This is a genomic window from Amycolatopsis sp. NPDC003865 (assembly GCF_053605345.1).
Genome location: NZ_JBSGJA010000006.1, coordinates 348,953 through 372,889, shown reverse-complemented (window position 1 = coordinate 372,889; position 23,937 = coordinate 348,953). Strand labels below are relative to the sequence as shown.

General features: G+C 71.6%; 19 protein-coding genes, 1 pseudogene and 1 riboswitch. Of the genes and pseudogenes, 9 read left to right on the top strand and 11 right to left on the bottom strand.

All coding sequences use genetic code 11. The features are described 5' to 3' along the window. Positions 1-160: 160 nt before the first annotated feature. Both ACWEVP_RS17785 and ACWEVP_RS17780 read left to right on the top strand, forming a co-directional pair. A complete protein-coding gene (locus ACWEVP_RS17785) occupies positions 161-3,067 on the top strand; it encodes a ribonucleoside-diphosphate reductase subunit alpha (RefSeq protein WP_452063603.1) in 2,907 nt (968 codons plus the stop codon). Between the two features lie 13 nt (positions 3,068-3,080). Next, positions 3,081-4,157 (top strand): annotated as a pseudogene (locus ACWEVP_RS17780) (ribonucleotide-diphosphate reductase subunit beta); the annotation flags it as partial. A 49-nt stretch (positions 4,158-4,206) separates the two neighbouring features. Here ACWEVP_RS17780 and ACWEVP_RS17775 read toward each other — a convergent pair. Continuing rightward, positions 4,207-4,563, bottom strand: a complete 357-nt coding sequence (locus tag ACWEVP_RS17775; RefSeq protein ID WP_452063602.1) for a DUF2255 family protein — start codon at positions 4,561-4,563, stop codon at positions 4,207-4,209. Positions 4,564-4,667: 104 nt separating this feature from the next. Between ACWEVP_RS17775 and ACWEVP_RS17770 the strand changes: the two genes are divergently transcribed. Both ACWEVP_RS17770 and metE read left to right on the top strand, forming a co-directional pair. Continuing rightward, positions 4,668-5,585: an alpha/beta hydrolase gene (locus tag ACWEVP_RS17770; RefSeq protein WP_452063601.1), complete on the top strand. Its 918-nt coding sequence runs from the start codon at positions 4,668-4,670 to the stop codon at positions 5,583-5,585. A gap of 3 nt (positions 5,586-5,588) precedes the next feature. Then, positions 5,589-5,796, top strand: a riboswitch (cobalamin riboswitch). Between the two features lie 98 nt (positions 5,797-5,894). Further along, a complete protein-coding gene (gene metE, locus ACWEVP_RS17765; protein WP_452063600.1) occupies positions 5,895-8,093 on the top strand; it encodes a 5-methyltetrahydropteroyltriglutamate--homocysteine S-methyltransferase in 2,199 nt (732 codons plus the stop codon). A gap of 58 nt (positions 8,094-8,151) precedes the next feature. Here metE and ACWEVP_RS17760 read toward each other — a convergent pair whose 3' ends face one another. Continuing rightward, on the bottom strand, positions 8,152-8,556 hold the full coding sequence (locus ACWEVP_RS17760) for a pyridoxamine 5'-phosphate oxidase family protein (protein ID WP_452063599.1): 405 nt from the start codon (positions 8,554-8,556) through the stop codon (positions 8,152-8,154). Between the two features lie 81 nt (positions 8,557-8,637). Between ACWEVP_RS17760 and ACWEVP_RS17755 the strand changes: the two genes are divergently transcribed. Continuing rightward, on the top strand, positions 8,638-9,582 hold the full coding sequence (locus tag ACWEVP_RS17755) for an AraC family transcriptional regulator (protein ID WP_452063598.1): 945 nt from the start codon (positions 8,638-8,640) through the stop codon (positions 9,580-9,582). Between the two features lie 14 nt (positions 9,583-9,596). Here the strand turns inward: ACWEVP_RS17755 and ACWEVP_RS17750 are convergent, their stop codons facing one another. Together ACWEVP_RS17750 and ACWEVP_RS17745 are read right to left on the bottom strand one after the other, a co-directional pair. Next, a complete protein-coding gene (locus ACWEVP_RS17750; protein WP_452063656.1) occupies positions 9,597-11,414 on the bottom strand; it encodes a putative bifunctional diguanylate cyclase/phosphodiesterase in 1,818 nt (605 codons plus the stop codon). 237 nt (positions 11,415-11,651) lie between these two features. Next, complete coding sequence (locus ACWEVP_RS17745; RefSeq protein WP_452063597.1) at positions 11,652-13,112, bottom strand: cytochrome P450; 1,461 nt, start codon at positions 13,110-13,112, stop codon at positions 11,652-11,654. 253 nt (positions 13,113-13,365) lie between these two features. Here ACWEVP_RS17745 and ACWEVP_RS17740 point away from each other — a divergent pair, with 253 nt between their 5' ends. Beyond that, positions 13,366-13,827 (top strand): peroxiredoxin, encoded by a 462-nt coding sequence (locus ACWEVP_RS17740; RefSeq protein WP_452063596.1) that lies wholly within the window; start codon positions 13,366-13,368, stop codon positions 13,825-13,827. Positions 13,828-14,017: 190 nt separating this feature from the next. Here the strand turns inward: ACWEVP_RS17740 and ACWEVP_RS17735 are convergent, their stop codons facing one another. From ACWEVP_RS17735 to ACWEVP_RS17715, 5 genes are all read right to left on the bottom strand, one after another. Continuing rightward, entirely contained in the window at positions 14,018-14,539 is a 522-nt protein-coding gene (locus ACWEVP_RS17735; RefSeq protein WP_452063595.1) for a GNAT family N-acetyltransferase, read from the bottom strand. Further along, positions 14,536-15,060: a GNAT family N-acetyltransferase gene (locus ACWEVP_RS17730; protein ID WP_452063594.1), complete on the bottom strand. Its 525-nt coding sequence runs from the start codon at positions 15,058-15,060 to the stop codon at positions 14,536-14,538. Before ACWEVP_RS17730 ends, ACWEVP_RS17735 begins: the two co-directional genes overlap by 4 nt. Before the next feature lie 41 nt (positions 15,061-15,101). Next, the gene (locus ACWEVP_RS17725; protein ID WP_452063593.1) at positions 15,102-16,307 is read right to left on the bottom strand and encodes an LCP family protein; all 1,206 of its coding nucleotides are present in this window, start codon (positions 16,305-16,307) and stop codon (positions 15,102-15,104) included. Positions 16,308-16,402: 95 nt separating this feature from the next. Beyond that, entirely contained in the window at positions 16,403-17,650 is a 1,248-nt protein-coding gene (locus tag ACWEVP_RS17720) for a class I SAM-dependent methyltransferase (RefSeq protein WP_452063592.1), read from the bottom strand. A gap of 94 nt (positions 17,651-17,744) precedes the next feature. Then, positions 17,745-18,437 carry an alpha/beta hydrolase gene (locus ACWEVP_RS17715; protein WP_452063591.1) on the bottom strand — a complete coding sequence of 231 codons (693 nt, stop codon included), beginning with the start codon at positions 18,435-18,437 and terminating at the stop codon, positions 17,745-17,747. A 117-nt stretch (positions 18,438-18,554) separates the two neighbouring features. On the opposite strand from ACWEVP_RS17715, the gene ACWEVP_RS17710 reads away from it, so the two are divergent. Then, on the top strand, positions 18,555-19,283 hold the full coding sequence (locus ACWEVP_RS17710; RefSeq protein WP_364446869.1) for an SIS domain-containing protein: 729 nt from the start codon (positions 18,555-18,557) through the stop codon (positions 19,281-19,283). A gap of 112 nt (positions 19,284-19,395) precedes the next feature. Then, complete coding sequence (locus ACWEVP_RS17705) at positions 19,396-20,562, top strand: serine hydrolase domain-containing protein (protein ID WP_452063590.1); 1,167 nt, start codon at positions 19,396-19,398, stop codon at positions 20,560-20,562. A gap of 39 nt (positions 20,563-20,601) precedes the next feature. Here ACWEVP_RS17705 and ACWEVP_RS17700 read toward each other — a convergent pair whose 3' ends face one another. Together ACWEVP_RS17700 and ACWEVP_RS17695 are read right to left on the bottom strand one after the other, a co-directional pair. After that, on the bottom strand, positions 20,602-22,473 hold the full coding sequence (locus ACWEVP_RS17700; RefSeq protein WP_452063589.1) for an ABC transporter ATP-binding protein: 1,872 nt from the start codon (positions 22,471-22,473) through the stop codon (positions 20,602-20,604). 97 nt (positions 22,474-22,570) lie between these two features. Continuing rightward, positions 22,571-23,005 (bottom strand): MarR family winged helix-turn-helix transcriptional regulator, encoded by a 435-nt coding sequence (locus tag ACWEVP_RS17695; RefSeq protein WP_452063588.1) that lies wholly within the window; start codon positions 23,003-23,005, stop codon positions 22,571-22,573. A gap of 73 nt (positions 23,006-23,078) precedes the next feature. Here ACWEVP_RS17695 and ACWEVP_RS17690 point away from each other — a divergent pair, with 73 nt between their 5' ends. After that, positions 23,079-23,930: an LLM class flavin-dependent oxidoreductase gene (locus ACWEVP_RS17690; RefSeq protein ID WP_452063587.1), complete on the top strand. Its 852-nt coding sequence runs from the start codon at positions 23,079-23,081 to the stop codon at positions 23,928-23,930. The last annotated feature ends 7 nt before the right edge of the window (positions 23,931-23,937 follow it).

Below are 23,937 nucleotides of genomic sequence, written 5' to 3'. Positions count from 1 at the left end.
CGCGCGGGGACCGACCCCTACATGTAGTCTCTGGTGACCGGCAGCCCCCAGCGACGGGGAGACCGCTGCGGAGGGTGGCCGGGCAGCTTTGAAGAACCTGCAGCGCACGGCCTCGCGAGGCCGTGTGGCGATCCAACGCGCCCGAAACTTGGAGACACGCATGTCAGTCGAAACCGGTCAGCGGCCCTCCGCGACCGCCTCACCCACCGCGATCCGGGTCATCCGGCGGGACGGCAGCGTGTCGCCGTTCGACGCCGGGAAGATCTCGGTCGCGCTGACCAAGGCGTTCCTCGCGGTCGAGGGCGGCGACGCCGCCGCGTCCTCCCGCGTGCACCACGTCGTCGCGGAGCTGACCCAGCAGGTCGAGACCACCTTGCTGCGCCACGCCGGCCCCGAGACCGCCCTGCACATCGAGCAGATCCAGGACATCGTCGAGCTCGCGCTGATGCGCGGCGAGCACCACAAGGTCGCCCGCGCCTACGTCCTCTACCGCGAGGAGCGCAGCAAGGCCCGCGAGGCCGCCAAGCCGGCCACCACCGAAGCGACCCTGAACGTCAAGGGCGCCGACGGCGTCCTGCGCCCGCTCGACTGGGCCCGCGTGTCCCACGTCGTGGGCGAGGCCGTCGCCGGGCTCGACGACGTCGAGGCCGAGCCGGTGCTGGCCGAGGCCAAGCGCAACCTCTACGACGGCATCAGCGCCGACGAGCTGGCCCTGGCCCAGGTCCTGGCCGCCCGCGTGCTCGTCGAGCAGGAGCCGAACTACTCCTTCGTCTCCGCCCGCCTGCTGCTGGACAAGCTGCGCGGCGAAGCCCTGAGCTACCTGGCCGGCAAGCCGCGCCAGGCCAGCCAGGACGAGATGACCAGCGAGTACGCGCCGTACTTCCGCGCCTACCTGCGCCGCGCGATCGAGCTGGAGCTGGTCGACGCCGAGCTGCAGCGCTTCGACCTCGACAAGATCACCGCCGCGATCCGGCCCGAGCGCGACCTCGACTTCGGCTTCCTCGGCCTCCAGACGCTCTACGACCGGTACTTCCAGCACCACGACGGCACCCGCTTCGAGCTGCCGCAGGCGTTCTTCATGCGCGTCGCCATGGGCCTGGCCATCCGCGAGAAGGACCGCGAAGCCCGCGCGATCGAGTTCTACGAACTGCTGTCGAGCTTCCACTTCATGGCGTCCACGCCGACGCTGTTCAACTCGGGCACCACGCGCCCGCAGCTGTCGTCCTGCTTCCTGACCACCGTGGACGACGACCTGGACTCGATCTTCCAGGCCTACAAGAACAACGCACTGCTGGCGAAGTACTCGGGCGGCCTCGGCAACGACTGGACCCCGGTCCGCGGCCTCGGCGCGCACATCAAGGGCACCAACGGCCAGTCCCAGGGCGTCGTGCCGTTCCTCAAGATCGCCAACGACACCGCGGTCGCGGTCAACCAGGGCGGCAAGCGCAAGGGCGCGGCGTGCGCGTACCTCGAGACCTGGCACGTGGACATCGAGGAGTTCCTCGACCTGCGCAAGAACACCGGTGACGACCGCCGCCGCACCCACGACATGAACACCGCGAACTGGGTGCCCGACGAGTTCCTCCGCCGCGTCGAGGCGAACGCCGAGTGGACGCTGTTCTCGCCGAACGAAACCCCGGACCTGCACGACCTCTACGGCAACGAGTTCGCCGCCCGCTACCGCGAGTACGAGGCGATGGCCGACCGCGGCGAGATCAAGGTGTTCCGCCGGATCCGCGCGGTCGACCTGTGGCGCCGGATGCTGACCATGCTGTTCGAGACCGGTCACCCGTGGATCACGTTCAAGGACCCGTGCAACCTGCGCTCGCCGCAGCAGCACGTCGGCGTCGTGCACTCGTCGAACCTGTGCACCGAGATCACGCTGAACACGACCACCGACGAGGTCGCGGTCTGCAACCTCGGCTCGGTGAACCTGCTCAAGCACGTCACGCCCGAGGGCCTCGACACCAAGCGCCTCGAGAAGACCGTGCGCACGGCCGTCCGCATGCTGGACAACGTGATCGACATCAACTTCTACACGATCCCGGAGGCGCGCCGCTCCAACCTGCGTCACCGTCCGGTCGGCCTGGGCATCATGGGCTTCCAGGACGCGCTGTTCGAGATCGGCGTCCCGTTCGCCTCCGAGGAGGCCGTGAAGTTCGCCGACGTCTCGATGGAGCACCTCTCCTACTACGCGATTTCGGCGTCGACCGACCTCGCCGAGGAGCGCGGGCAGTACCAGTCCTTCGAGGGTTCGCTGTGGAGCAAGGGCATCCTGCCGATCGACTCGATGCAGCTGCTCATCGACGCGCGCCAGGGTGACGGCCTCGACGTCGACCTGTCGTCCACTTTGGACTGGGCGCCGCTGCGCGAGCGCGTCAAGACCGTCGGCATGCGCAACTCCAACGTGATGGCGATCGCGCCGACCGCGACGATCTCCAACATCTCGGGCGTCGGCCAGTCGATCGAGCCGCTGTTCCAGAACCTGTTCGTCAAGTCGAACATGTCCGGCGACTTCACCGTCGTGAACCCGCACCTGGTCAAGAGCCTCAAGGAGCGCGGGCTCTGGGACGAGGTCATGGTCAGCGACCTGAAGTACTTCGACGGGTCCCTCGGCCAGATCGACCGCGTGCCGGACGACCTGAAGGCGCTGTACGCGACGGCGTTCGAGATCGAGTCGAAGTGGATCGTCGACGCCGGTTCGGTGCGCCAGAAGTGGATCGACCAGGCGCAGTCGCTGAACCTGTACATCGCGGCGCCGAGCGGCCGCAAGCTCGACGAGCTGTACCGCTACGCGTGGCACAAGGGCCTCAAGACCACGTACTACCTGCGGGCGCAGTCCGCGACGCACGTGGAGAAGAGCACCCTGCGCGGCACCGACGGCAAGCTGAACGCCGTCTCGGCCACCCCGGCGCCCGCTCCCGCGGCCACCCCGGCCCCGGCACCCGCGCCGTCCCCGGCCCCGTCGCCGTCCCCCGAGCCGAAGCCGGCGCCGGACGTCGACTTCGTCGCCACCGAAGGCGCCGCCTGCCGCATCGACGACCCCGACTGCGAAGCCTGCCAGTAAAGGAACCCCTGCACAGATGACCAACGTGGAGACGACGGACGCGACCGGCCTCGGGGAGATCGAGGTCGGCGCCGCCCGGATCAACGTCGACGACAAGCGCATGATCAACGCGCGCGCCGACGTCAACCAGCTGCTGCCCATGAAGTACAAGTGGGCGTGGGAGAAGTACCTCGCCGGCTGCAACAACCACTGGATGCCGACCGAGGTCGCCATGCAGGCCGACATCGCGCTGTGGAAGTCGCCGGACGGCCTCACCGAGGACGAGCGGCAGATGCTGAAGCGCAACCTGGGTTTCTTCGCGACCGCGGAGTCCCTGGTGGCCAACAACATCGTGCTCGCGGTGTACCGGCAGATCACCAACCCCGAGTGCCGGCAGTACCTGCTGCGCCAGGCGTTCGAGGAGGCCGTGCACACGCACACCTTCCAGTACATCTGCGAAAGCCTCGGCCTGGTCGAGGGCGAGCTGTTCAACATGTACCGCGAGGTCCCGTCCATTTCGGACAAGGACGCGTGGGCGCTGAAGTACACGCAGAACCTGGAGAACCCGGACTTCGAGACCGGAACGCCGGAGGCCGACCAGGCCTTCCTGCGTGACCTCGTCGCGTTCTACGTGATCTTCGAGGGCATGTGGTTCTACACCGGCTTCGCGCAGATCCTCTCGCTGGGCCGCCGGAACAAGATGGTCGGCATCGCCGAGCAGTACCAGTACATCCTGCGCGACGAGTCGATCCACCTGAACTTCGGCATCGACTGCATCAACCAGATCAAGATCGAGAACCCGCACCTGTGGACCGAAGAGTTCCAGGCGGAGGTCCGCGGCATGCTGAAGGAGGCGTGCGAGCTGGAGGTCGCGTACGCGCGCGACACGATGCCGCGCGGCATGCTCGGCCTGTCGGCGCAGCTGTGCGAGCAGTACATGCACTTCATCACCGACCGCCGCGCGCAGCAGATCGGGCTGGCCCCGATCTTCGGCGAGACCGAGAACCCGTTCCCGTGGATGTCGGAGGCGATGGACCTGAAGAAGGAGAAGAACTTCTTCGAGACCCGCGTCATCGAGTACCAGTCGGGCGGTGCGCTCGACTGGGACTGAGGTCCCGCCGACGAGCCCGGCCACGCCTTTCGGGGCGGGCCGGGCTTTTTCACGCCGCCGGGTCGATCTTGATCGTCGCCGCCCGGGCCTCGGGACTCGCGACGAGCGCGTCGGACGCGGGTCCGTACTTCCCGGCGAAGGCGGCGTCGAGCCCGGCGGGTGGCTCGAGGCCGGTCGTGAACGACACTTCGCGGGTGACGCCGTCCACCTCGATCCGGCCGTGGCCGTGCTCGCTCGCCGCGCGGTACCAGCGCGAGCGGACACCGCGGTAGGCGCGGACGTACACCCCGCCGTCGACGACCGCCATGCCGATTTCGACGCCGGGCCCGCCACCGTCCCCGGCGGTCAGGACGAGGGAGTGGCGCTCGGCGAGCCGGGCGAGGTCTTCGGGTGTCCAGGTGGTCATGACTCCAGTGTGGAGCTTCCGCGGTGCCTCGTGCGGGGGCAGGATCCTTCCCAGGCAGGAACTCGCGGCTTTTCCGCCCCGCGGTCCCGGGCGATGGTGTCTCCATGACCAAGACCACCGTCACCTTCCCCAGCGCCGGCCTCGACATCGCCGCGCACCTCTACGTCCCCGACGACGCGGACACCCCGCGCCCGGCCCTCGTCGTCGGCCACCCCGGCACCGGCGTCAAGGAGCAGACCTCCGGCACCTACGCCCGCCTGATGGCCGACCGCGGATTCGTCACCCTCGCCTTCGACGCCGCCCACCAGGGCGAATCCGGCGGCCTGCCGCGCGGTCTGGAAGACCCCGCCCAGCGGATCGAAGACTTCAAGGCCGCCGTCTCCCACCTCACCACCCGGCCGGAGGTCGACGCCGGCCGGATCGGGCTGCTGGGTATCTGCGCCTCCGGGGGTTACTCGCTCGCCGCCACCGGCGGCGACCACCGGGTCAAGGCCGTGGCGACCGTCTGCACCGCCGAACCCGCCCGCCAGTTCCGCTACGGCGCCGACGGCACCCAGGACCCGGCCGTGTTCCAGGGCCTGCTCGACGCCGCGGCACGAGCACGCACCGCCGCCGCCCGCGGCGAGGACCCCGGCGTGCTGACGATGTTCCCCGAGACCGCCGCGGAAGCCGGCGCGCTCGGCGGGCACCACGGCGTCGAGGGCTGGGAGTACTACTGCGGCGCCCGCGGCCGGCACGAACGCTCGGCGAAGTTCCTCACCTGGGACAGCGTCGACAAAATGGCCGCGAGCGACGTCTTCCACGCCGTCCCGCTGATCGGCCCGCGCCCGATGCTGCAGGTCCTCGGCGAGCGCGCGGTCACGGCGTGGATGGGCCTGGAGGCCCACCGGCGCGCCACCGGCCCCGCGGAGGTCCACTGGATCGCGGGCGCGAGCCACGTCGACCTCTACGACAAGCGCGAGTACATCGACCTCGCCGTCGCCAAGCTCACCGAGTTCTTCGCCGTCCACCTCGACAAGTGACCTAGACTCGGGCACGCCACTGGTTCCCCGGGGCGCTCGCGTCCCGGGGAGGCAAGAGGGAACCCGGTGCGAATCCGGGACTGCCCCGCAGCGGTGAGTGGGAACGAAAGCCGTCAAGAAGCACTGGGCGAAACAGCTCGGGAAGCGACGGCCGGTAGGCGCGAGCGGTACGCCCACGAGTCCGAAGACCTGCCCGTGGTGCGCGCGCCGACGGCGTGCGCGAGTCCGGGCCTCGCGGGATGGGCACGACCGAAACGCTCGCCTTCGCGCGCGTCCGGGCTCTTCGGACTAGCTCGCGAGGAGAGAGCTGTGACCATCGGCACCACTGTGCTCGGCTACCCCCGGATCGGCCCGGACCGGGAGCTGAAGCGCGCCCTGGAACGCTACTGGGAGGGCAGGATCGACGCGGCCGCGTTGCTGGCCGCCGGCCGCGAACTGCGGCAGCGGACCTGGCTCGACCTGCGGGACGCCGGGCTGGATTCGATCCCGTCCAACACGTTCTCGCACTACGACCACGTGCTGGACACCGCCGAGCTGTTCGGCGTGCTGCCCGTCCGGCCGGGGCTTTCGCCGCTCGACACCTACTTCGCCGCCGCGCGGGGCGTCCAGGACGCGCCGGCGTGGGAGATGACGAAGTGGTTCGACACGAACTACCACTACCTCGTGCCCGAACTGGGGTCGGACACCGAGTTCGCCCTCGCCGGGTCCAAGCCCCTCGACGAGTACCGGGAGGCCCGCGCGCTCGGGATCGAGACGCGGCCGGTGCTCGTCGGGCCGGTGACGTTCCTGCTGCTGAGCAAGGGCACCGGCGGGTTCCGCCCGCTGGACCTGCTCGACACGCTCCTGCCCCGGTACGCCGATCTGCTGGCGAAGCTGCACGACGAAGGCGTCGAGTGGGTGCAGCTCGACGAGCCCGCCTTCGCCGCCGACCGCACCGAGGCCGAGCTGAACGCGCTGATCCGCGCGTACCACTGGCTGGGCAAGGCGGCCGCGCGGCCGAAGCTGCTGGTCGCCGGGTACTTCGGCGGTCTGGGCCGCGGGCTGGGCGTGCTCGCCAGGGCCCCGATCGACGCGCTGGCCGTCGACCTCGTCACCGACGAGTCCTTTGTGGACGCCGTCGCCGCCGAGCCGGCGTTGCGGAACAAGGAGGTGCTGGCCGGGGTCGTCGACGGGCGCAACGTCTGGCGGACCGACCCGCGGCGCGCGCTGAGCCGCGCCGCGACGCTGTTCGGCGTCGCGAAGTCCGTCAGCGTGACGACGTCGTGCTCGCTGCTGCACGTGCCTCACGACGTCTCGCGGGAGGACCTGGACCCGCGGTTGAAGGACCGGCTGGCGTTCGCGCGGCAGAAGGTCGACGAGGTCGTGCTGCTCGGGCGTGCCCTGCGCGGCGAGTCCGTGGACCTGGGGGCGGTCGCGGACCCGGTGCCCGCACCCGAGGCCTCGACGCGGCCGGACGAGGCCGCCCGGCCGCCGTACGCGCGGCGGGCGGCGGCGCAGCAGGCCGCGTTGCGCTTGCCGCCGTTGCCGACCACGACGATCGGCTCGTTCCCGCAGACGGCCGAAGTGCGCCGGGCGCGGGCGGCGCACCGGGCGGGCACGCTCGACGACGCCGGGTACGAGGCCGCGATGCGCGCCGAGATCGAGCGGGTCGTCCGGCTGCAGGAGGACCTCGGGCTCGACGTCCTCGTGCACGGCGAACCGGAACGCAACGACATGGTGCAGTACTTCGCCGAGCAGCTGGCCGGGTTCGCCACGACGGCGCACGGCTGGGTGCAGTCGTACGGTTCGCGGTGTGTCCGGCCACCGATCCTGCACGGCGACGTCGCACGGCCGGCGCCGATGACCGTGTCGTGGACGCGGTACGCGCAGAGCCTGACGCCGAAGCCGGTCAAGGGCATGCTGACGGGCCCGGTGACGATGCTGGCGTGGTCGTTCGTCCGCACCGACCGGCCACTGGCCGAGACGGCGCGCCAGGTGGCGCTGGCGATCCGCGCCGAGGTGCACGACCTGGAGGCGGCGGGCATCCGGATCGTCCAGGTCGACGAGCCGGCGTTGCGGGAGCTGCTGCCGTTGCGCGCCTCTTCGCACGAGGCCTATTTCGAGTGGGCGGTGTCGTCGTTCCGGCTGGCGACGTCCGGGATCTCGGACGCGACGCAGATCCACACGCACCTGTGCTACTCGGAGTTCGGCGAGGTGCTGCCGGCGATCGACGCGCTGGACGCCGACGTCACGAGCATCGAGGCGGCGCGGTCGAAGCTGGAGGTGCTCACGGACCTGGCCGGCTTCGGCCGCGGCGTCGGGCCGGGGGTGTACGACATCCACTCGCCGCGGGTGCCGTCGACAGCCGAGGTGGCGGCCGCGCTGCGGACGGCGGTCGGCGCGGTGGCGGCCGCGCGGGTGTGGGTGAACCCGGACTGCGGGCTGAAGACCCGCGGGTACGCGGAGGTGGAACCGGCGCTGCGCAACCTGGTCGCGGCGGCGAGGCAGGTGCGCGCCGAGCTGGGGTGACGGGCCGCCGCCCCCGGTACCCGTTCCATCCGCGGGGTCTGACATTCCCGGCTCGCCGTCAGTATGCGTAGCGGTGCACCTTCTCCGGGTGGATCACCAGGCGGGCCTGGTCCGTGGCCAGGATTCCCTTCAGGTCCGCGGCGCGGGCCGGGTCCGCCAGGTCCCAGTAGCGCGCGGCCAAGCGGGTCGCGAGGTCGTGCGCGCCACCGGGTTCGAGGGACGCCCGGCCCGTGACCGCGACCCACCGTTCGCGCTCCCCCACCGGCGCCGCCACGACGAGCGACGCCCGCGGATCTCGGCGGATCCGCCGGACCTTCGGCGAGTCCGGTTCCGTGAACAGCTGGATCGTGCCTTCGGCCGTCGCCTCGAACCACACCGGGCGGGGCTCGCCACCGGCCACGGTCAGGAAGCCGTGGAGGGGACGGCGGAGGAAGTCGAGGTCGTCTTCGGTCAGCGCGGTCATGACCTCCACTCAACCCGGTCCGCTCGGACGATGCCATGGGTGAAACACCGGATTGCCTACGCGATCGTCTAATCTCGCCCCGTGGACGACCTCTTCCGCGACGTGCGCGCCCACGGCTCGCTGTTCGGCAGCTCCGCCCTGTCCCCGCCGTGGGCGCTGCACTTCGTCGACGGCGCGCCGCTGACCCTCTGCACCGTCCTCGCCGGCGGCGGCTGGATCGTGCCGGAGCGGGGCACCCCGGAACCACTGCGCGCCTACGACACGGTCGTCGTGCGCGGCCCCGGGACGTTCACCTTCGTCGACGAACCCGGCACGGACGCCGAACCCGTCGCCTGCGGCGAGTTCTGCGCGACGCCCGAGCAGGGCGGGACCCGGCACCGGCGCGGCTGGCACGACCCCGGCGCCGGCCCGACGACCCTGATCACCGGCGCCTACCCCGTCCGCGGCGAGGTCGGCCGCCGGCTGCTGGACGCCCTGCCCGTCGTGCTGCGCGTGGCCGGCGGCGGCACCGGCGACGCCGTGCTCGACCACCTCGCCGCCGAGGTCGCCGTCGACGCGCCGGGCCAGCAGGTGGTGCTCGACCGGCTGCTGGACTGGATGCTCGTCTGCACGCTGCGCGAGTGGTTCGACCGGCCCGGCGGCGAGCCACCGGCGTGGTGGACGGCCCGGCGCGACCCGGTCGTCGGCCACGCGCTGCGCCTCCTGCACGCCGAACCGGCGGCGCCGTGGACGGTCGGGACCCTGGCGGCCCGCACCGGGGTGTCGCGCTCGACGCTGGCGAAGCGGTTCGCCGATCTGGTGGGCGAACCGCCGCTGACGTACCTCACCCGCCACCGGATGACGCTCGCGGCGGATCTGCTGGCCGAGCGGGACACCGCGACCGTCGCGGAGGTGGCCCGCGCGGTCGGGTACGCGGACGCGTTCTCGTTCAGCGCGGCGTTCAAGCGGGTGCGCGGCACCACTCCCACCGCCGCCCGCAGCGCCGGGGCGCGGAACCACCGAAGGGCCGCAGACACCGTCAAGTGACGCCGAACCTCGGGTCAGGGGTGCGGGTGGCGTGCGATCAGCTCGTCGACCTCGTCGCCCGTCGCCGAGTCCGTCACGAATGGCCCGCGCGCCGCCAGTACGCCCAGCTGCCGCAGGCGGGCCGCCTGCTCGTGGGTCCGGACCCCCTCCGCGCCGACGCGGAGCTTCAGCTCGCGCGCCCGGGTCACCAGCTGCGTCAGGTGCCTCAACGCCGGCTCCGGCGGGGAGTCGGTGTCCAGCGCGTCGACCACCGGGCCGGACAGGATCACATGGTGGACCGGCAGCCGGTGCCGGGGGATCAGCTCCAGGTCGGCCGAGCCCGAGATCGTCAGCACCAGCTGCGTGCCCAGGTCGGCCAGCACCGCGAAGGAGTCCAGGACCTCGCCGCGCGGGTCGAGGACCGAATCGCGGTCCGTGCACAGCCGCAGGGCGTTGGCCGGCAGCTCGTGCTTGTCCAGCTGCTCCTTCACCAGCAGGACCAGGTCCGGGTCGATGGCCAGGCGGGTCGGCAGCTGGACGCACACGTCCGGGGCCGCGTCGCCGAAGCGGGCGCGCCAGCGGGCCGTCGCCGCCAGGGACTCCGCCAGCAGCCAGCGCCCCAGCGGCACCGTCATCCCCGTCGTCTGGGCCAGCGGGTAGAACTCGTCCGAACCGAGTTCGCCCTTCTCCGGGTGGTTCCAGCGCAGGCCCGCGTTCACCGCGGCGAGGCGGTCGGGGTCGGCCAGCCGGACCGTCGGCTGGTAGACGAGCGAGAACTCGCCGTTCTCCAGCGCGCCCGCGATGACCGCGCCCAGCTGGTAGCGGCCGCGGTCGCGGGCGTCGAGCTCCGGGTCGAACAGCATCCACTGCGCCTTGCCGAACTCCTTGGCCCGGTGCAGCGCGATCTCCGCCGCCCGCAGCAGCTCGGCCGCGCCGCCCTCGACGGCCGCGCGCACCACGATGCCCGCGCTCGCGCTCACGCCGATGCCGTGCCCGCCCAGGTAGATCGGCTCGTTGAGGTCCTCCAGGGCCCGCTCGACGAGCTCGACGACGTCGGCTGGCGCGAGCTCGCCCCGCAGCAGCACCGCGAAGCCGTCGCCGGACAGCCGCGCGACGAACCCGTCGTGGTGACCGGTGAACACCGCCGACAGCTTGCCCGCGACCCCGCGCAGCACCTGGTCGCCGACACCGGCGCCGAGGCCGTCGTTGACCACCTTGAAGCCGTCGACGTCGAGGTAGATCAGCGCGATGTCGTCGCGCGCGCCGGCGCCGAGCGCCGCTTCCAACTTGGTGGTGAACGACGACGCGTTGGGCAGCCCGGTCAGCGGGTCGTGGACGTTCTGGTGCAGCAGCCGCTCCTGCAGCAGGTGCAGCTCGTTCGCGTCGGACACCATCAGCACCGGGTAGACCGACCCCGGCCGGTCGCCGGGCAGCCGGGCGAGGGTGACGTCGGTCCAGAGCTGCCCGTCCTCGGTGTGGTCGAGCAGCATCCGCTCCTGGTAGCGCTCGCGTCCGCCGCGCACCTGCTCGAGGCCGGCTTTGAGCCGCGAGACGTCGTGGTCGGTCGAGCCGAGGTCGGTGAGGTGGCGGCCGCGCAGCTTGTCCGGCGAGCAGCCGAGGAGCTGGCCGAGCGCGAGGTTGGCTTCGACGATTTCGCCGCCGGGGTCGGCGAGCGCGATCCCCATCGGTGACGCGGCGTAGAGCGCCGTGAACCGGCGCAGGGCGCCGTCGTGGCCCGAGCCCGCGTGGTCGACCGCGTCGTGCGCGATCTCCAGCAGGAGCGGCTCCAGCTCCTCCGGGGGAAGTGTTACTCCTTTGGTGTCGGCCAACGTCGCCGCCCACCTGCGCGCCACGTCCAGCAGTCCTGGCGCGGCACCGGGCTCAGGCACACTCCACCTCTTCATGCACACGTCAGGCCAGTTCAGCCACGGTGTCGGGGATCATGAAGCCACACTAGGTACCCCTCGCCCGTGACCGATGCCACGCCATCATGCGCGTAACGGGGTGTCTACCGGCTGAACGAGTGAACGAATCTCCACATGCGGTAACGTTTTGTCACACCCCGTATGCAGTGGCAGACAGTGCGCGGGTCAGCGGCGGGTCAACCGCACCGGAAGACCGTCGGCGGGCACCGGCAGGGACACGTAGTCCCACTTCGCGGTGTAACTCTCCGGAACCGACCAGCGGTACGCCCGCAGCATTTCGTGCATCAGCAACTTCACCTCGAGACTGCCGAAGTGGAGGCCGATGCACTTGTGCGCGCCGCCGCCGAAGGGCATCCACGCCATCCGGTGCGACTTGTCCTCGCGCCGCGGCTCGGCGAAGCGCTCCGGGTCGAACTCGAAGGGGTTCGTCCAGCACTCGGGCGCGAAGTGGTTGACCGTCGGGGAGACCCCGCACAGGGTGCCGGCGGGGATGTAGTGGCCGAGGACCTCGGTGTCCTTGACGGTCTGGCGGGTCAGCGACGGCACCGGCGCGACGAGCCGCAGCGCCTCCTTCATGACGAGGTCCAGGGTTTCGAGCCGGTCGATCGCCTCGATGTCGAGGACGTCGTCGCCGAGAGCCAGTGACTCTTCGCGGGCGCGCTCCTGCCACTCCGGGTGCTTGGCGAGGTAGTACGCCATGGCGCTGCTGGTGATGGTCGTCGTGTCGTGCGCGGCCATCATCAGGAAGATCATGTGGTTGACGATGTCGGTGTCGGTGAAGCGGTCGCCGTCCTCGGTGGTGGCGTGGCAGAGCGCGGTGAACAGGTCGTCACCGTCGGACTTCCGCTTGGCGGGGAGGGTTTCGCTGAAGTAGCGCTCGAGCACCTTGCGCCCGTGCAGGCCCGCCGACCAGCGCCCGCCCGGCACCGGGAAGCGCACCAGCGCGGTGCCGGCCCGCACGGAGCTGACGAACGCGCGGTTGATCCGGTGGGCGTCGGCGCCGCTGCGCATGCCCATGAACACCCGCGTCGCGACGTCGAGGGTGAGCTGCTTGAGCGCCCAGTACAGCCGCGGGCGCTCGTTCGAGCCCCAGGCCGCGACGCCTTCGCGCAGCGCCGGGCCCATCTCGCCGACGTAGCCGGTGAGCCGGGACCGGGTGAACGCCTCCTGCATGATCCGGCGGTGCAGGTGGTGCTCGCCGAAGTCCATCAGCATCAGGCCGCGCTCGAAGAACTTCTCGATGAAGAACTTCCAGCCTTCCTGCGAGAAGGCCTTGTCCTTGTTGACGAGCGCGATCTGCGTCGCCTCCGGCCCGGACAGCGCGACGATCCGGCGGCCGAAGCCGCCGGTCCAGGACACCGGGCCGTAGAGCTCGTAGCGGCGCAGGCCGAAGGCGGGCCCGAAGCGCATCATCTCGAGCATGTGCCCGACGACGGGCGGCCCCTCGTCGCCGAGGACGGGCTTGAGGCCGCTGCCCGCGGGCGGTGTCGCGAGTTCCTTGACGGGCCAGCGCGAGGCCAGCCAGCGCTCGTCGACCTTGTGCGGCAGGGGGAGCGCGGTCAAGGGCGGAACGCGTTCGCGCAGTGCTTCGGTGGCTCGGCTGACGGTGCCCGGCAAAGTGACCATCTCCCCGCTGAGATCGGCTGCCCCTCCACGATGCACCCTTGTTGACGGTCTGACAACACCTGGGCGGGCCTCCGTTCGGGTGGCTTCCCGGCGCCCGCTGACCTGGCTGCCACCGTCGAGGCGGCGCAGGAAGCCGGGCAGGTGCGCTGATCGACGACAATCGACGGGCCCGACCCGCCGGGACCAAGCCGGTGCGGCGGCGGCTCCGAAGACCCGGCAGGATGGGTTCTGCCGCCGACGAGAAGGGACGTCCATGGACGCCGGAGACCTCGCCCCCGACTTCACGCTGCCCGACGACCGGGGCGCCGAGCGCACGCTGTCGGACTTCCTGGCCACCGGGCCGGTCGTGCTGTTCTTCTACCCCGCCGCGATGACCGGCGGCTGCACCGCCGAGAGCTGCCACTTCCGCGACCTCGCCGCCGAGTTCGCCGAGCTCGGCGCGCACCGGATCGGGATCAGCCCGGACGGCGTCACCAAGCAGCGGCAGTTCGCCGAGGCCAACGGCTTCGACTATCCGCTGCTGTCCGATGTGGAGGGTGAGGTCGCGAAGCAGTTCGGCGTGTGGCGGAAACTGCTGCCGCTGCACGCCAAGCGCGTCACGTTCGTGATCGGCGAGGACCGCAGGGTGCTCGAGAAGATCAAGAGCGAGCTGAACTTCACGGTCCACGCCGACCAGGCGCTCAAGGTGCTGCGGGAGCGCGACAAGGTTTCCTAGCGACGCCACCCGCGCGGGGGCCAGCCCGGCGGCCGGCGCACCCCGGCCGCCGGCCAGCCCCGCGGGCGGTCACGCCGGCGCCGCGCGTACTCGTGCGTCTCGGCGCGGTTCCCGCGTCTCTCGGCCCGGCTCCCGACCGTGCGCCGCTCGCACAGCCACCGGTGCCCCGGTTCGGTCACGTACCCCAGGTTCACAGCTTCTCCCGACGCCAGACGTGGTTGACACCCGTGCACGACGGGGCGAGCGGCTTCTCGGCCGGCTCCTCGCGCACCTTCTCGAAGCCGAGGCGGGCGGGCACCGCTCCACTTCGGACGTTCAGCTCGTCGTGCTTGATCTCGACGTACCCCGCACCCAGCCGGAACGCCTCCTCGGTCAGCAGCCGCGCCGCGCGGGTCATCAGGCCGCGGCCGGTGTACCCGGACGCCAGCCAGTAGCCGATTTCGACCCCGCCCTCGCGCCTCATCGTGCCGATGCCGCCCGCGATCGCGCCGTCGACGCGGATGGCGAAGTCGTGGGTTTCCCCGCTCTCCCAGTTCTTCCGCGTCCGCTCCAGGAACTCTGCGGAGTCCTCGGCGGTGTAGCCGCCGGTCGCCCAGATCAGCCAGGCCCCGAGGTGGCCGAGGGACCCGCTGACCGCCGCGGTGAGTTCCGGCTCGTCGGCGGACGTCCAGCGGGTCAGCGTGAAGCCGTCGCCGGCGTAGGTCTCCTTCACGGCTTCCGCCAGATCTGCTTGACACCCGCGCAGGCCGCCGGCAGCACGCCTTCGTCCGCGGGCTCCTTGCGCACCACGGAAAACCCGAGACGGGCCGGGACCGCTCCACTTCGGACGTTCGCCTCGTCGTGCTTGATCTCGACGTACCCCGCACCGCGCGCGAAAGCGTCCGAGACGAGCAGCGCGGCCGCGCGCGTCACCAAGCCGCGGCCGGTGAACTCCCGCGCGAGCCAGTAGCCGATCTCGACGCCGCCCTCGCGGGTCATCACGCCGGCACCGCCCGCGAGCGAGCCGCCGGCGCGGATCGCCCACTCGTACGCCCGGCCGGTTTTCCAGTTCTCGTCCGTCAGCCGCAGGAACTCCGCCGCGGACTCGTCCGTGTAGCCCGCCGCCCACGGCACCCAGTCGGCCAGGTGCGCGCCGGGCCCCGAAACCGCGGCCGCGACGGCCGCGCGGTCGCCGGACTGCCAGCGGGTCAGCGAAAACTCGTCACGCGTGAACGACTCGGCCGGGGTCTCCATGGCGTCCATGGTGCCCCGGCCGAGCCGAATCCGCGTCCGAATTAATTGACGATGACGCTGTCCGGGATCTCCGTGTCGTTCTTCAGCGCGTCGAACAGCTGCTTCGACTTCGCCTTGTCCCAGTTCTCCGCCGACCCGTTCGTCACCGGGACCGTCGTCGTCACCACGCCGCCGGAGGAGATGCCGCGCATCGCGATCGCCAGGCCGGCCAGGTTGTGCACGTGGTCGCCCGAATCCATCGTCAGCGCGTCCGGGCCGGAGCCCAGCAGCGGGAAGAAGTGGAACGGGTTGAGCAGCGTGCCCGGGCTCGCGATCTGGCTCACCAGCGCGCCGATGAACTTGCGCTGGTTGGCGACGCGGTCGAGGTCCGACCGCGGTGTCGCGTCGCTGTGGCGCATGCGGACGAAGCCCAGCGCCGAGCGGCCGTCGAGCGACTGGCAGCCCGCCTTGATGCTGATCCCCGTCATCGTGTCGTTCATGTCCTTGTCGATGCACATGTCGACGCCGCCGATCGCGTCGACGATCTTGGCGAACCCGCCGAAGCCGATCTCCGCGTAGTGGTCGATGTGCAGCCCGGTGGCGCCCTCGACGGTCTGCGCGAGCAGCGACGGCCCGCCGAGGGAGAACGCCGCGTTGATCTTGTTCGTGCCGTGGCCGGGGATCTTCACCTGGGAGTCGCGCGGCAGCGACAGCAGCGTCGGCTTGGTGGAGTTGTCCGGGATGTGCGCGACCATGATCGTGTCGGTGCGCTGCCCGCCGCCGGCCGCCGCGACGTCGCCGGTGGCCAGCCGCTCCTCGTCCTCGGCCGTGAGGCCTTCGCGGCTGTCGGAGCCGACGATCAGCCAGTTGGTGCCGGACGCGGCGACCGGGCGGCCGGAGTAGTCGGTCAGCGCGTCGACGCGCTTGATGGAGAACTCCAGGTAGACCCAGATGCCGGCGAGGAACACCACGAACACCAGCAGCAGCGTCAGCAGGATCCGGCCGAAGCCCCAGCGGCGCCGGCGCGGTGGCCGGGACGGCGGGTAGTCGTCGTCGACCGGGCGGCGGGGCGGGTCCTGCCGCGGCGGGGGCGGCGCGTACTGCCGCTCGTCCTCGCGGGTGCCCATCGGGCGGGTGCGCTCGTCGTACGGGCTCTGGCCGCGCCCGGGGAGCGGCATCATCTGCGCGCGCTGGTGGTCCCGGGGGCGTGCGGGAGGCCGGGGCGGCATGCGGCGCCCGCCGTCGTCGCCACGGTACGTCATCTCCATCACCCAATCCCGATCCGGACAAAATCGTCGTCGTCAGTACACCGCACGTCCTCTATCGGAGGACGCCCGGCACCGGGTCGGGTTGTCCGGCGGGGTTACTTGCCGGTCGCCTCGTAGCCGAACTGGTGGACCTTGAGGTACCCGGAGCGGAACCCGGCCTCCGAATAGGCCAGGTAGAACTCCCACATCCGGCGGAAGACGTCGTCGAACCCGAACCCGGCGATGTCGGCCCAGCGGTGCAGGAACCGTTCGCGCCACAACCGTAACGTGCGCGCGTAGTCTTGGCCGAACTCGCGCATCCCGGCCAGCTTGAGCCGGGTGTTCGCCTTGACGCCCTCCTCGATCGAGCGCACCGACGGGATGATGCCGCCCGGGAAGATGTACTTGTGGATCCAGGTGTAGGCGCGCGAGGCGGCCAGCATCCGGTCGTGGTCCATCGTGATGGCCTGCAGGCCGAACCGCCCACCGGGGCGCAGCCGCTCGCCGATCACCCGGTAGAACTCCGGCCAGTAGGACGCGCCGACGGCCTCGATCATCTCGACGCTGACCACGGCGTCGTACTGGCCGCTCGACTCCCGGTAGTCGCACAGCTTCACGTCGACGCGGTCGGAGAACCCGGCCGCGGCGATGCGCTCGGTGGCCAGTGCCCGCTGTTCCTCCGAAATGGTCAGTGACGTCACGCGCGCGCCGCGGGCGGCGGCGCGGATGGCGAGTTCACCCCATCCGGTGCCGATTTCGAGGACTTCGCTGCCCTCGCGGACGCCGGCGTAGTCCAGCACGCTGTCGATCTTGCGGTGCTGGGCCCCGGTCAGGTCCTCGCCGGGACCGAACAGCGCCGAGGAGTACATCATCGACTCGTCGAGGAAGGCGCCGAAGAGGTCGTTCGACAGGTCGTAGTGCCGGTGGATGTTGGCCCGCGCGCCTTCGAGGGTGTTCTCCTCGGCCGGCGGCTGCGTGCGCTCGGCGATCTTCCGGAACTTCTGCAGGGTCGGCGGCACCAGGGTGGCCATCCGCTCGGCGAACGGCGTCAGCACCTCGGCGAGGTCGGACGCGGTCCAGTCACCGGCCATGTAGGACTCGCCGAAGCCGATCTTGGCGTCGACGCCGAGGCGGTGAAAAAAGGATTCCGGCCGCAGAATGCGCATTTCGGGCGATTCCGGCCCGCCGGCGCCGAGCACCGTGCCGTCCGGGAACGTCACCCGGACGTCGAGCGGACGGACCGCGCGGCGGAACAACGCGGCCGCGATCCGCGCGCGCAGCGCGGAGTGCGGCGGGGTCGCCAGGCCCGGCCAGCGGGACTCGTCGGGGATTTCCCGAGCACGGTCAACACTCGAGGTGGTCACGGTTCTCCCTCCGGCCGGCCAGGTGCGCCGGTGATCGATCCTAATCGCCGCACCCCCGCGGCGCGCTTCGCCGAATGCCCTGTTCGGGGCGTCTTCACACGGGTATTCGGAGCCGCTCGGGCCCCGGCGCGGCCCACGCGCCACGCAGTTCCGCATCGGCGTCCCCGGCGAGCACTTCCAGTGTGAAAGCAATCGTCAGCCGGGTCCACACGGAAGACCGGCGGAGCATCGCGTGCCCCTCGTTCGCGATCTCGAACCGGGCGACGCGCGCGGCGACGCCCTCGGCGCGTTCGGCGAAGGCGTGCGACTCGACCGGGCTGGTCATCCGGTCGCGGGTGCCGTGCACGATGAGCACCGCGCGCCCGGCGACCGCCTCCACAGGCTCGCCCCGCGGTGTCCACGGCGCCAGCGCGCAGACCCCGCGCACGGCCGGGTCATCGGCCACCCGCAACGCCACCCGGGCGCCCATGGAGTGGCCGACCAGCACGACGGGCAGGCCGGGGTGGTCGGCGTGGACGCGCTCCAGGGCCCAGCGGGCGTCGTCGAGGGGATCCATCGCGGGGGCGTTCCAGCCGTAGCGGCGGTTGCGCACCAGCCGCACCTCGACGCCGTGCCCGCGGCCGGCCCGGTGCAGGGCGCGCGCGATCGGCACCATCCGCAGGAAGGCGAGCTTCCACGGCGGCACGCCGCCGGTGCCGCGCTCGGCGCCACCGTGCAGCACGAGCACGACCGCTTCGGTCCGCCCGCGCGCCGGCCACACCGACACCGCCGGTTCCGCCTCGCTCACCCGCGTCCTCCTCCTCGCCCGCATCCGGGTCAACCCCGGCCGCCCACCGGGCTATTCCACCGCGCACCACCATCTTCGCGGTAGATTCGGCGCCCGGTCCCCTACGGAAGGGTGGGTGTGGTGAGCGCCACGGACATCTCGGGCAGCGTCGCGAAGCAACTGGCGGACGTCGAGCAGGCCAACGCCGAGGCGGTGCGCGAAGCGGCGGATCTGGTGCTGGGGGTGATCCGGGCCGACGCACTGGTCTATACCGCCGGTGCGGGGCACTCGCTGGCGGCCGTCGCCGAGACGTTCTACCGGGCCGGTGGCCTGGCGTGCGTCTACCCGCTGTACCACCCGGACCTGCTGCCGCTGCACGGCGCGGTGTCGAGCACGCAGACCGAGCGGCGCAGCGGCCTGGCCGCCGAAGTGCTGGCCGAGCGCGCGCCGGGACCGGACGACGTGCTGGTGGTCTTCTCGACGTCCGGGTCGAACCCGTACCCGGTCGAACTGTGCATCGAGGCCCGCAAGCGCGGGGCCGCGGTCATCGCGATCACGTCGCGGGCGTGCGTGGCGGCGGCGCCGAAGCGGTCGTCGAGCACCCTCGTCGAGCAGGGCACGGTGGTGCTGGACTCGCTGGTGATCCCCGGCGACGCGAGCTACCCGCCGGACGCGCCGCGCACCGCGCCGCTGTCCACTGTGGTCAACGCCTTTCTGTGGAACCTCGTGCTCGCCCAGGTGTACGACCGCGGCACCGCCGAGGGCCTCGACGTCCCGCTGTGGCGCAGCTCCAATGTGGAGGGTGGCGACGAGGCCAACGCGGCGCTGCTGGCCAAGTACGGCGAGATCGTCCCGCGCCTGCGCTAGCCAGTTCGTGAAGAAGCACCGGCCGGGCACGCCTTGACGGGCGTGCCCGGCCCCCTTTAGCGTCGACATACCGACTGGTCGGTGTGGACCGGTCGCTCCCCGAGGAGGTCCGATGGACAGCGCCACGGTGACCGTGCACGGCGAGTGCGCACCCGGCTTCGAACCGGTGCGCGCGGCCTTCGAGGAGAACTTCCGCTCCCGCGGCGAGCTGGGCGCGGCGTTCACGGCCATCCGCGACGGCGAAGTCGTGGCGGACCTGTGGGGCGGCTGGTCCGGTCCGGAACGCACGGCCGAGTGGCGGCCGGACACCCTCGCCAACGTGTGGTCGACGACCAAGGGCATGACGGCGATCTGCGCGCACAAGCTGGTCGACGCGGGCGAGCTGGACGTGGACGCACCGGTCGCGAAGTACTGGCCCGAGTTCGCCGCGGCGGGCAAGGCGGAGGTCCCCGTGCGGTGGCTGCTCACCCACCGCTCCGGCGTGCCCGGGATCGGCCTCGACCGCCCCGTGCGGGTCGAAGAGCTGTACGACTGGGACCTCATGACGTCGCTGCTGGCGGCCCAGGAACCGTTGTACGTACCCGGTTCCGCGGGCGGCTACCACGCGCTGGCCTACGGCTGGCTCGTCGGCGAGGTCGTCCGGCGGATCGCCGGGCAGGGCATCCGCGAGTTCTTCGCCGAGCAGGTCGCCGGTCCGCTCGGCGCCGACTTCTCGATCGGCCTCGCCGACGACGCCGACCTGGACCGCTGCGCGACGCTCGTCGACCCGGTCATGACCGAGGAGATGGCGAACGCGCTGGCCACGGCATTCGCGGCGGCCGGCCCGGTCGCGCAGGCCGCGCTGACCAACCCGCGGCTCGAAGGCCACCACGCGAACGACCCGGCGTTCCGCCGCGCGGTGATGCCGGCGTTGAACGGCCACGGCACGGCCCGCGCGATCGCGACGATCTACGGAGCGCTGGCCACCGGCGGCCTCCTGTCCGCGCCGACGCTGGCTCGCGCCCGGGAGAGCCAGGGCAAGGAGATCGACGCGGTCCTCGGCCTGCCCAACGAGTGGGGACTGGGCTTCTACCTGGGCAGCGACGCCCGCGGGTTCGGCCCGAACCCGGCGGCCTTCGGCCACGACGGCCTCGGCGGCTCGACCGGCGGCGCCGACCCGGAGAACGGCATCTCGTTCGGCTACACGCTCAACCGGCTGGGCCCGTTGATCCGTGACGACCCCCGCAAGATGGCGCTGGTCAACGCGGTGTACGAGAGCTTGGCGGAACAGAACGCTTGACGGGGACGGCGCGCGGAATCCGCGCGCCGTCCCGCCCGCTCACGCCACCGCCGGCTCCTCCTCCGCGAACTGCGTCGCGTGCAGGGTCGCGTACCGGCCACCGGCGGCCAGCAGTTCCTCGTGCGTCCCGCTTTCCACGATCTCCCCGTGCTCCAGCACCAGGATCTTGTCCGCCGCCCGCACCGTCGACAACCGGTGCGCGATCACCAGCGCCGTCCGGCCCGCCAGCGCGTGGGTCAAGGCCTCGCCGACCGCCGCTTCGGACTCGGAGTCGAGGTGCGCGGTCGCCTCGTCCAGGATGACCACCTTCGGCTGGGCCAGCAGCAGCCGCGCGATCGTCAGCCGCTGGCGTTCGCCACCGGAGAGGCGGTAGCCGCGCTCCCCGACCGTCGTGTCGAGACCGTCGGGCAGCGACCGCGCCAGCTCACCGAGCCGCGCCCGCTCCAGGGCTTCCCAGATCTCGTCGTCGGTGACGCCGGGGCGCGCGTAGGCGAGGTTGGCGCGGATCGTGTCGTGGAAGAGGTGCCCGTCCTGCGTCACGACGCCCACGGTCTCCCGCAGCGAAGCGAACGTCAGGTCCCGGACGTCCACATCGGACAGCCGCACCGAACCGGAGTCGACGTCGTACAGCCGCGGCAGCAGCGACGCGATCGTCGACTTGCCCGCGCCCGACGACCCGACCAGCGCGACCATCTGCCCCGGCTCGGCGCGGAACGAGATGCCGTGCAGCACCTCGTCGCCGCCGCGGTGGTCGAGGGTGGCCACGTCTTCCAGGGACGCCAGCGAGTACCGGTCCGCCGCCGGGTAGCCGAAGCGGACGTCGGAGAACTCGACCGAGACACCGTCCGAAGCGGGTAGCGCCCGCGCGGAAGGCTTCTCCTTGATCATCGGCTCCAGGTCCAGGACCTCGAAGACCCGCTCGAAGGACACCAGCGCGGTCATGACGTCGACGCGGACGTTGGCCAGCGCGGTCAGCGGCGCGTACAGCCGGGTCAGCAGCAGCGCCAGCGCGACGACCGTGCCCGGCGCGAGCACGCCGGTCAGCGCGAGGTACCCGCCGAGGCCGTAGACGAGTGCCTGCGCGAGCGCCGAAACCAGGGTCAGGCTGGTCATGAACCAGCGGGTCAGCATCGCGGTCCGGACGCCGATGTCGCGCACCCGGCCGGCCCGCAGCGCGAAGTCGTCCGCCTCCTGCACCGGACGGCCGAACAGCTTCACCAGGGTCGCGCCCGGCGCGGAGAACCGCTCGGTCATCTGCGTCGTCATGCCCGCGTTGAGGTTGGCGGCTTCGCGCTGCAGGCCGGCCATCCGGCGGCCGAGCCGGCGCGCCGGCAGCACGAAGATCGGCAGCAGCACCAACGCGAGCACCGTGACCTGCCACGACAGCGTCAGCATGACCGCCAGCGACAGCGCCAGCTGGATCGTGTTGGTGACCAGGCCGGACAGCGTCGCGGTGAACGTCCGCTGCGCACCGATGACGTCGTTGTTCAGCCGCGAGACCAGCGCGCCGGTGCGGGTGCGGGTGAAGAACGCGATCGGCATGCGCTGCACGTGCTCGAACACCGCGCGCCGCAGGTCGAAGATGATGCCTTCGCCGATGCGCGCCGACTGCCACCGCTCGACCAGGCCGAATCCCGCGTCGGCGATCGCCAGCGCGGCGATCACGACGGCGAGCCAGACGACCAGCGGCAGGTCACGCCCGCCGACGATCGCGTCGACCACCTTGCCCGCCAGCACCGGCGTGGTCACCGCGAGGACCGCCGAGATGACGGTCAGCACGAGGAAGGCCAGCAGCCGCCGCCAGTGCGGCCGCGCGAACCGGGCCACGCGTTTCAGCGTGCCGCGGCTCAGCCCCTTCGGCACGTCGTTGGCGCGCATCGCCGAGCTCAGCAGCGCCCAGGTGTTGTCCATGGGGAACCCCCAGTCTCAAAACCTCTACCATGGCTGAGGTTTTCTCCGGATATGACCTGGACAACGCGGCCGTTGTCCGTTTGCTTCCCGCCGCCGTTCACTCCCCGCGAACAACGCGTCCCAACGCGTCCCGGAACTGCTCCGCGTCCACGAGCGGCGCCAGCAACTGCGCCTCGGCGCGCCCGGTGACCTCTTCGCCCGCCTCGCGGACTCGCTCACCTTCGCCGGTCAGCACCACGAGGCGCTTGCGGCGGTCGCCCGGCGCGACCTCGCGCCGGACCAGTCCCTTGGCTTCGAGCTCGTCGACGAGCGCGACCATCGTCGTCCGGTCGATGCCCAGGCGCGCCGCACCGTCCTGCTGCGACAGCGCCGGGCCGTCCCCGAACAGCGTGAGCAGCGCCAGCTGGCGGCCGGTGACCCCCAGCGGGGCGTACAACGGCTCGGCCAGCTCGGCCAGCCGCAGCTGGGCGTGCTTGAGCAGGTAACCGAGGCGCCGCGTGACGGCGGGCGGCGCGCCGAGGTCGCTGGACATGCGAGAACTCTACCCCGTACGCTGATCGTCAGTTGAGCTGATGATTTTAGTAACTGATAATCAGGAGGACGTCATGACCTCGATCGGGCTCAAGCCGCCCCAGCAGCACATCGGCATCGCCGCGCTCCGCCGGATCTGGGCCGTCGCCGACGACGCCGGGTTCGACGGCTGCTGGGTGTTCGACCACCTGGCCCCGATGGGCCGCGACCGCACCGGAGACGTCTTCGACGGCTGGACGCTCCTCGCGGCGATGGCCGAAGCGACCAAGCGGGTGCGCATCGGCTGCCTGGTCTCGGGCACCACCAACCGCCACCCGGGCACGCTGGCGAAGATCGCGGCGACCGTCGACCACCTCTCCGGCGGCCGGCTCGACGTCGGCCTCGGCGCCGGTGGCGACGCCCTCACCGACGCCATGATGGGCACGCCGACACCCCCGCCGGTCGAACGCGTCGAACGGCTCGCCGAAACCTGCGAAATCCTCGGTCTGCTGTGGACCCGTCAGACGACGGACTTCGCCGGGCGGCACTACACGCTGACGGGCGCGGTCAGCGACCCGAAGCCGGTGCAGCCGAAGCCGCCGCTGTGGCTGGGCAGCAGCGGTGAGAAGCGCGGCCTGCGCGTCGTGGCCGAGCACGCCGACGTGTGGCTCAGCGCGGCCCTGCCGGGCACGGAAACCGCCGAGCTGCAACGGCTTTCCCGGGTGCTCGACGAGCACTGCGCGGCGGCGGGCCGCGACCCGGCGACGATCCGCCGGGCGGCGCAGTTCCGCCTGCCGTCCGATGCGGACAGTGCGCTGCGGCTCGCGCGGAGCCACGTCGAGGCGGGTTTCACGGAACTGGTGCTGATGCCGACCGGGCACGACGACGTCGAGAAGGCGGTGGACGCGGCGGCGGACCTGCTCCCCCGCTTGCGAGAGCTCGGCTGAGCGCTCG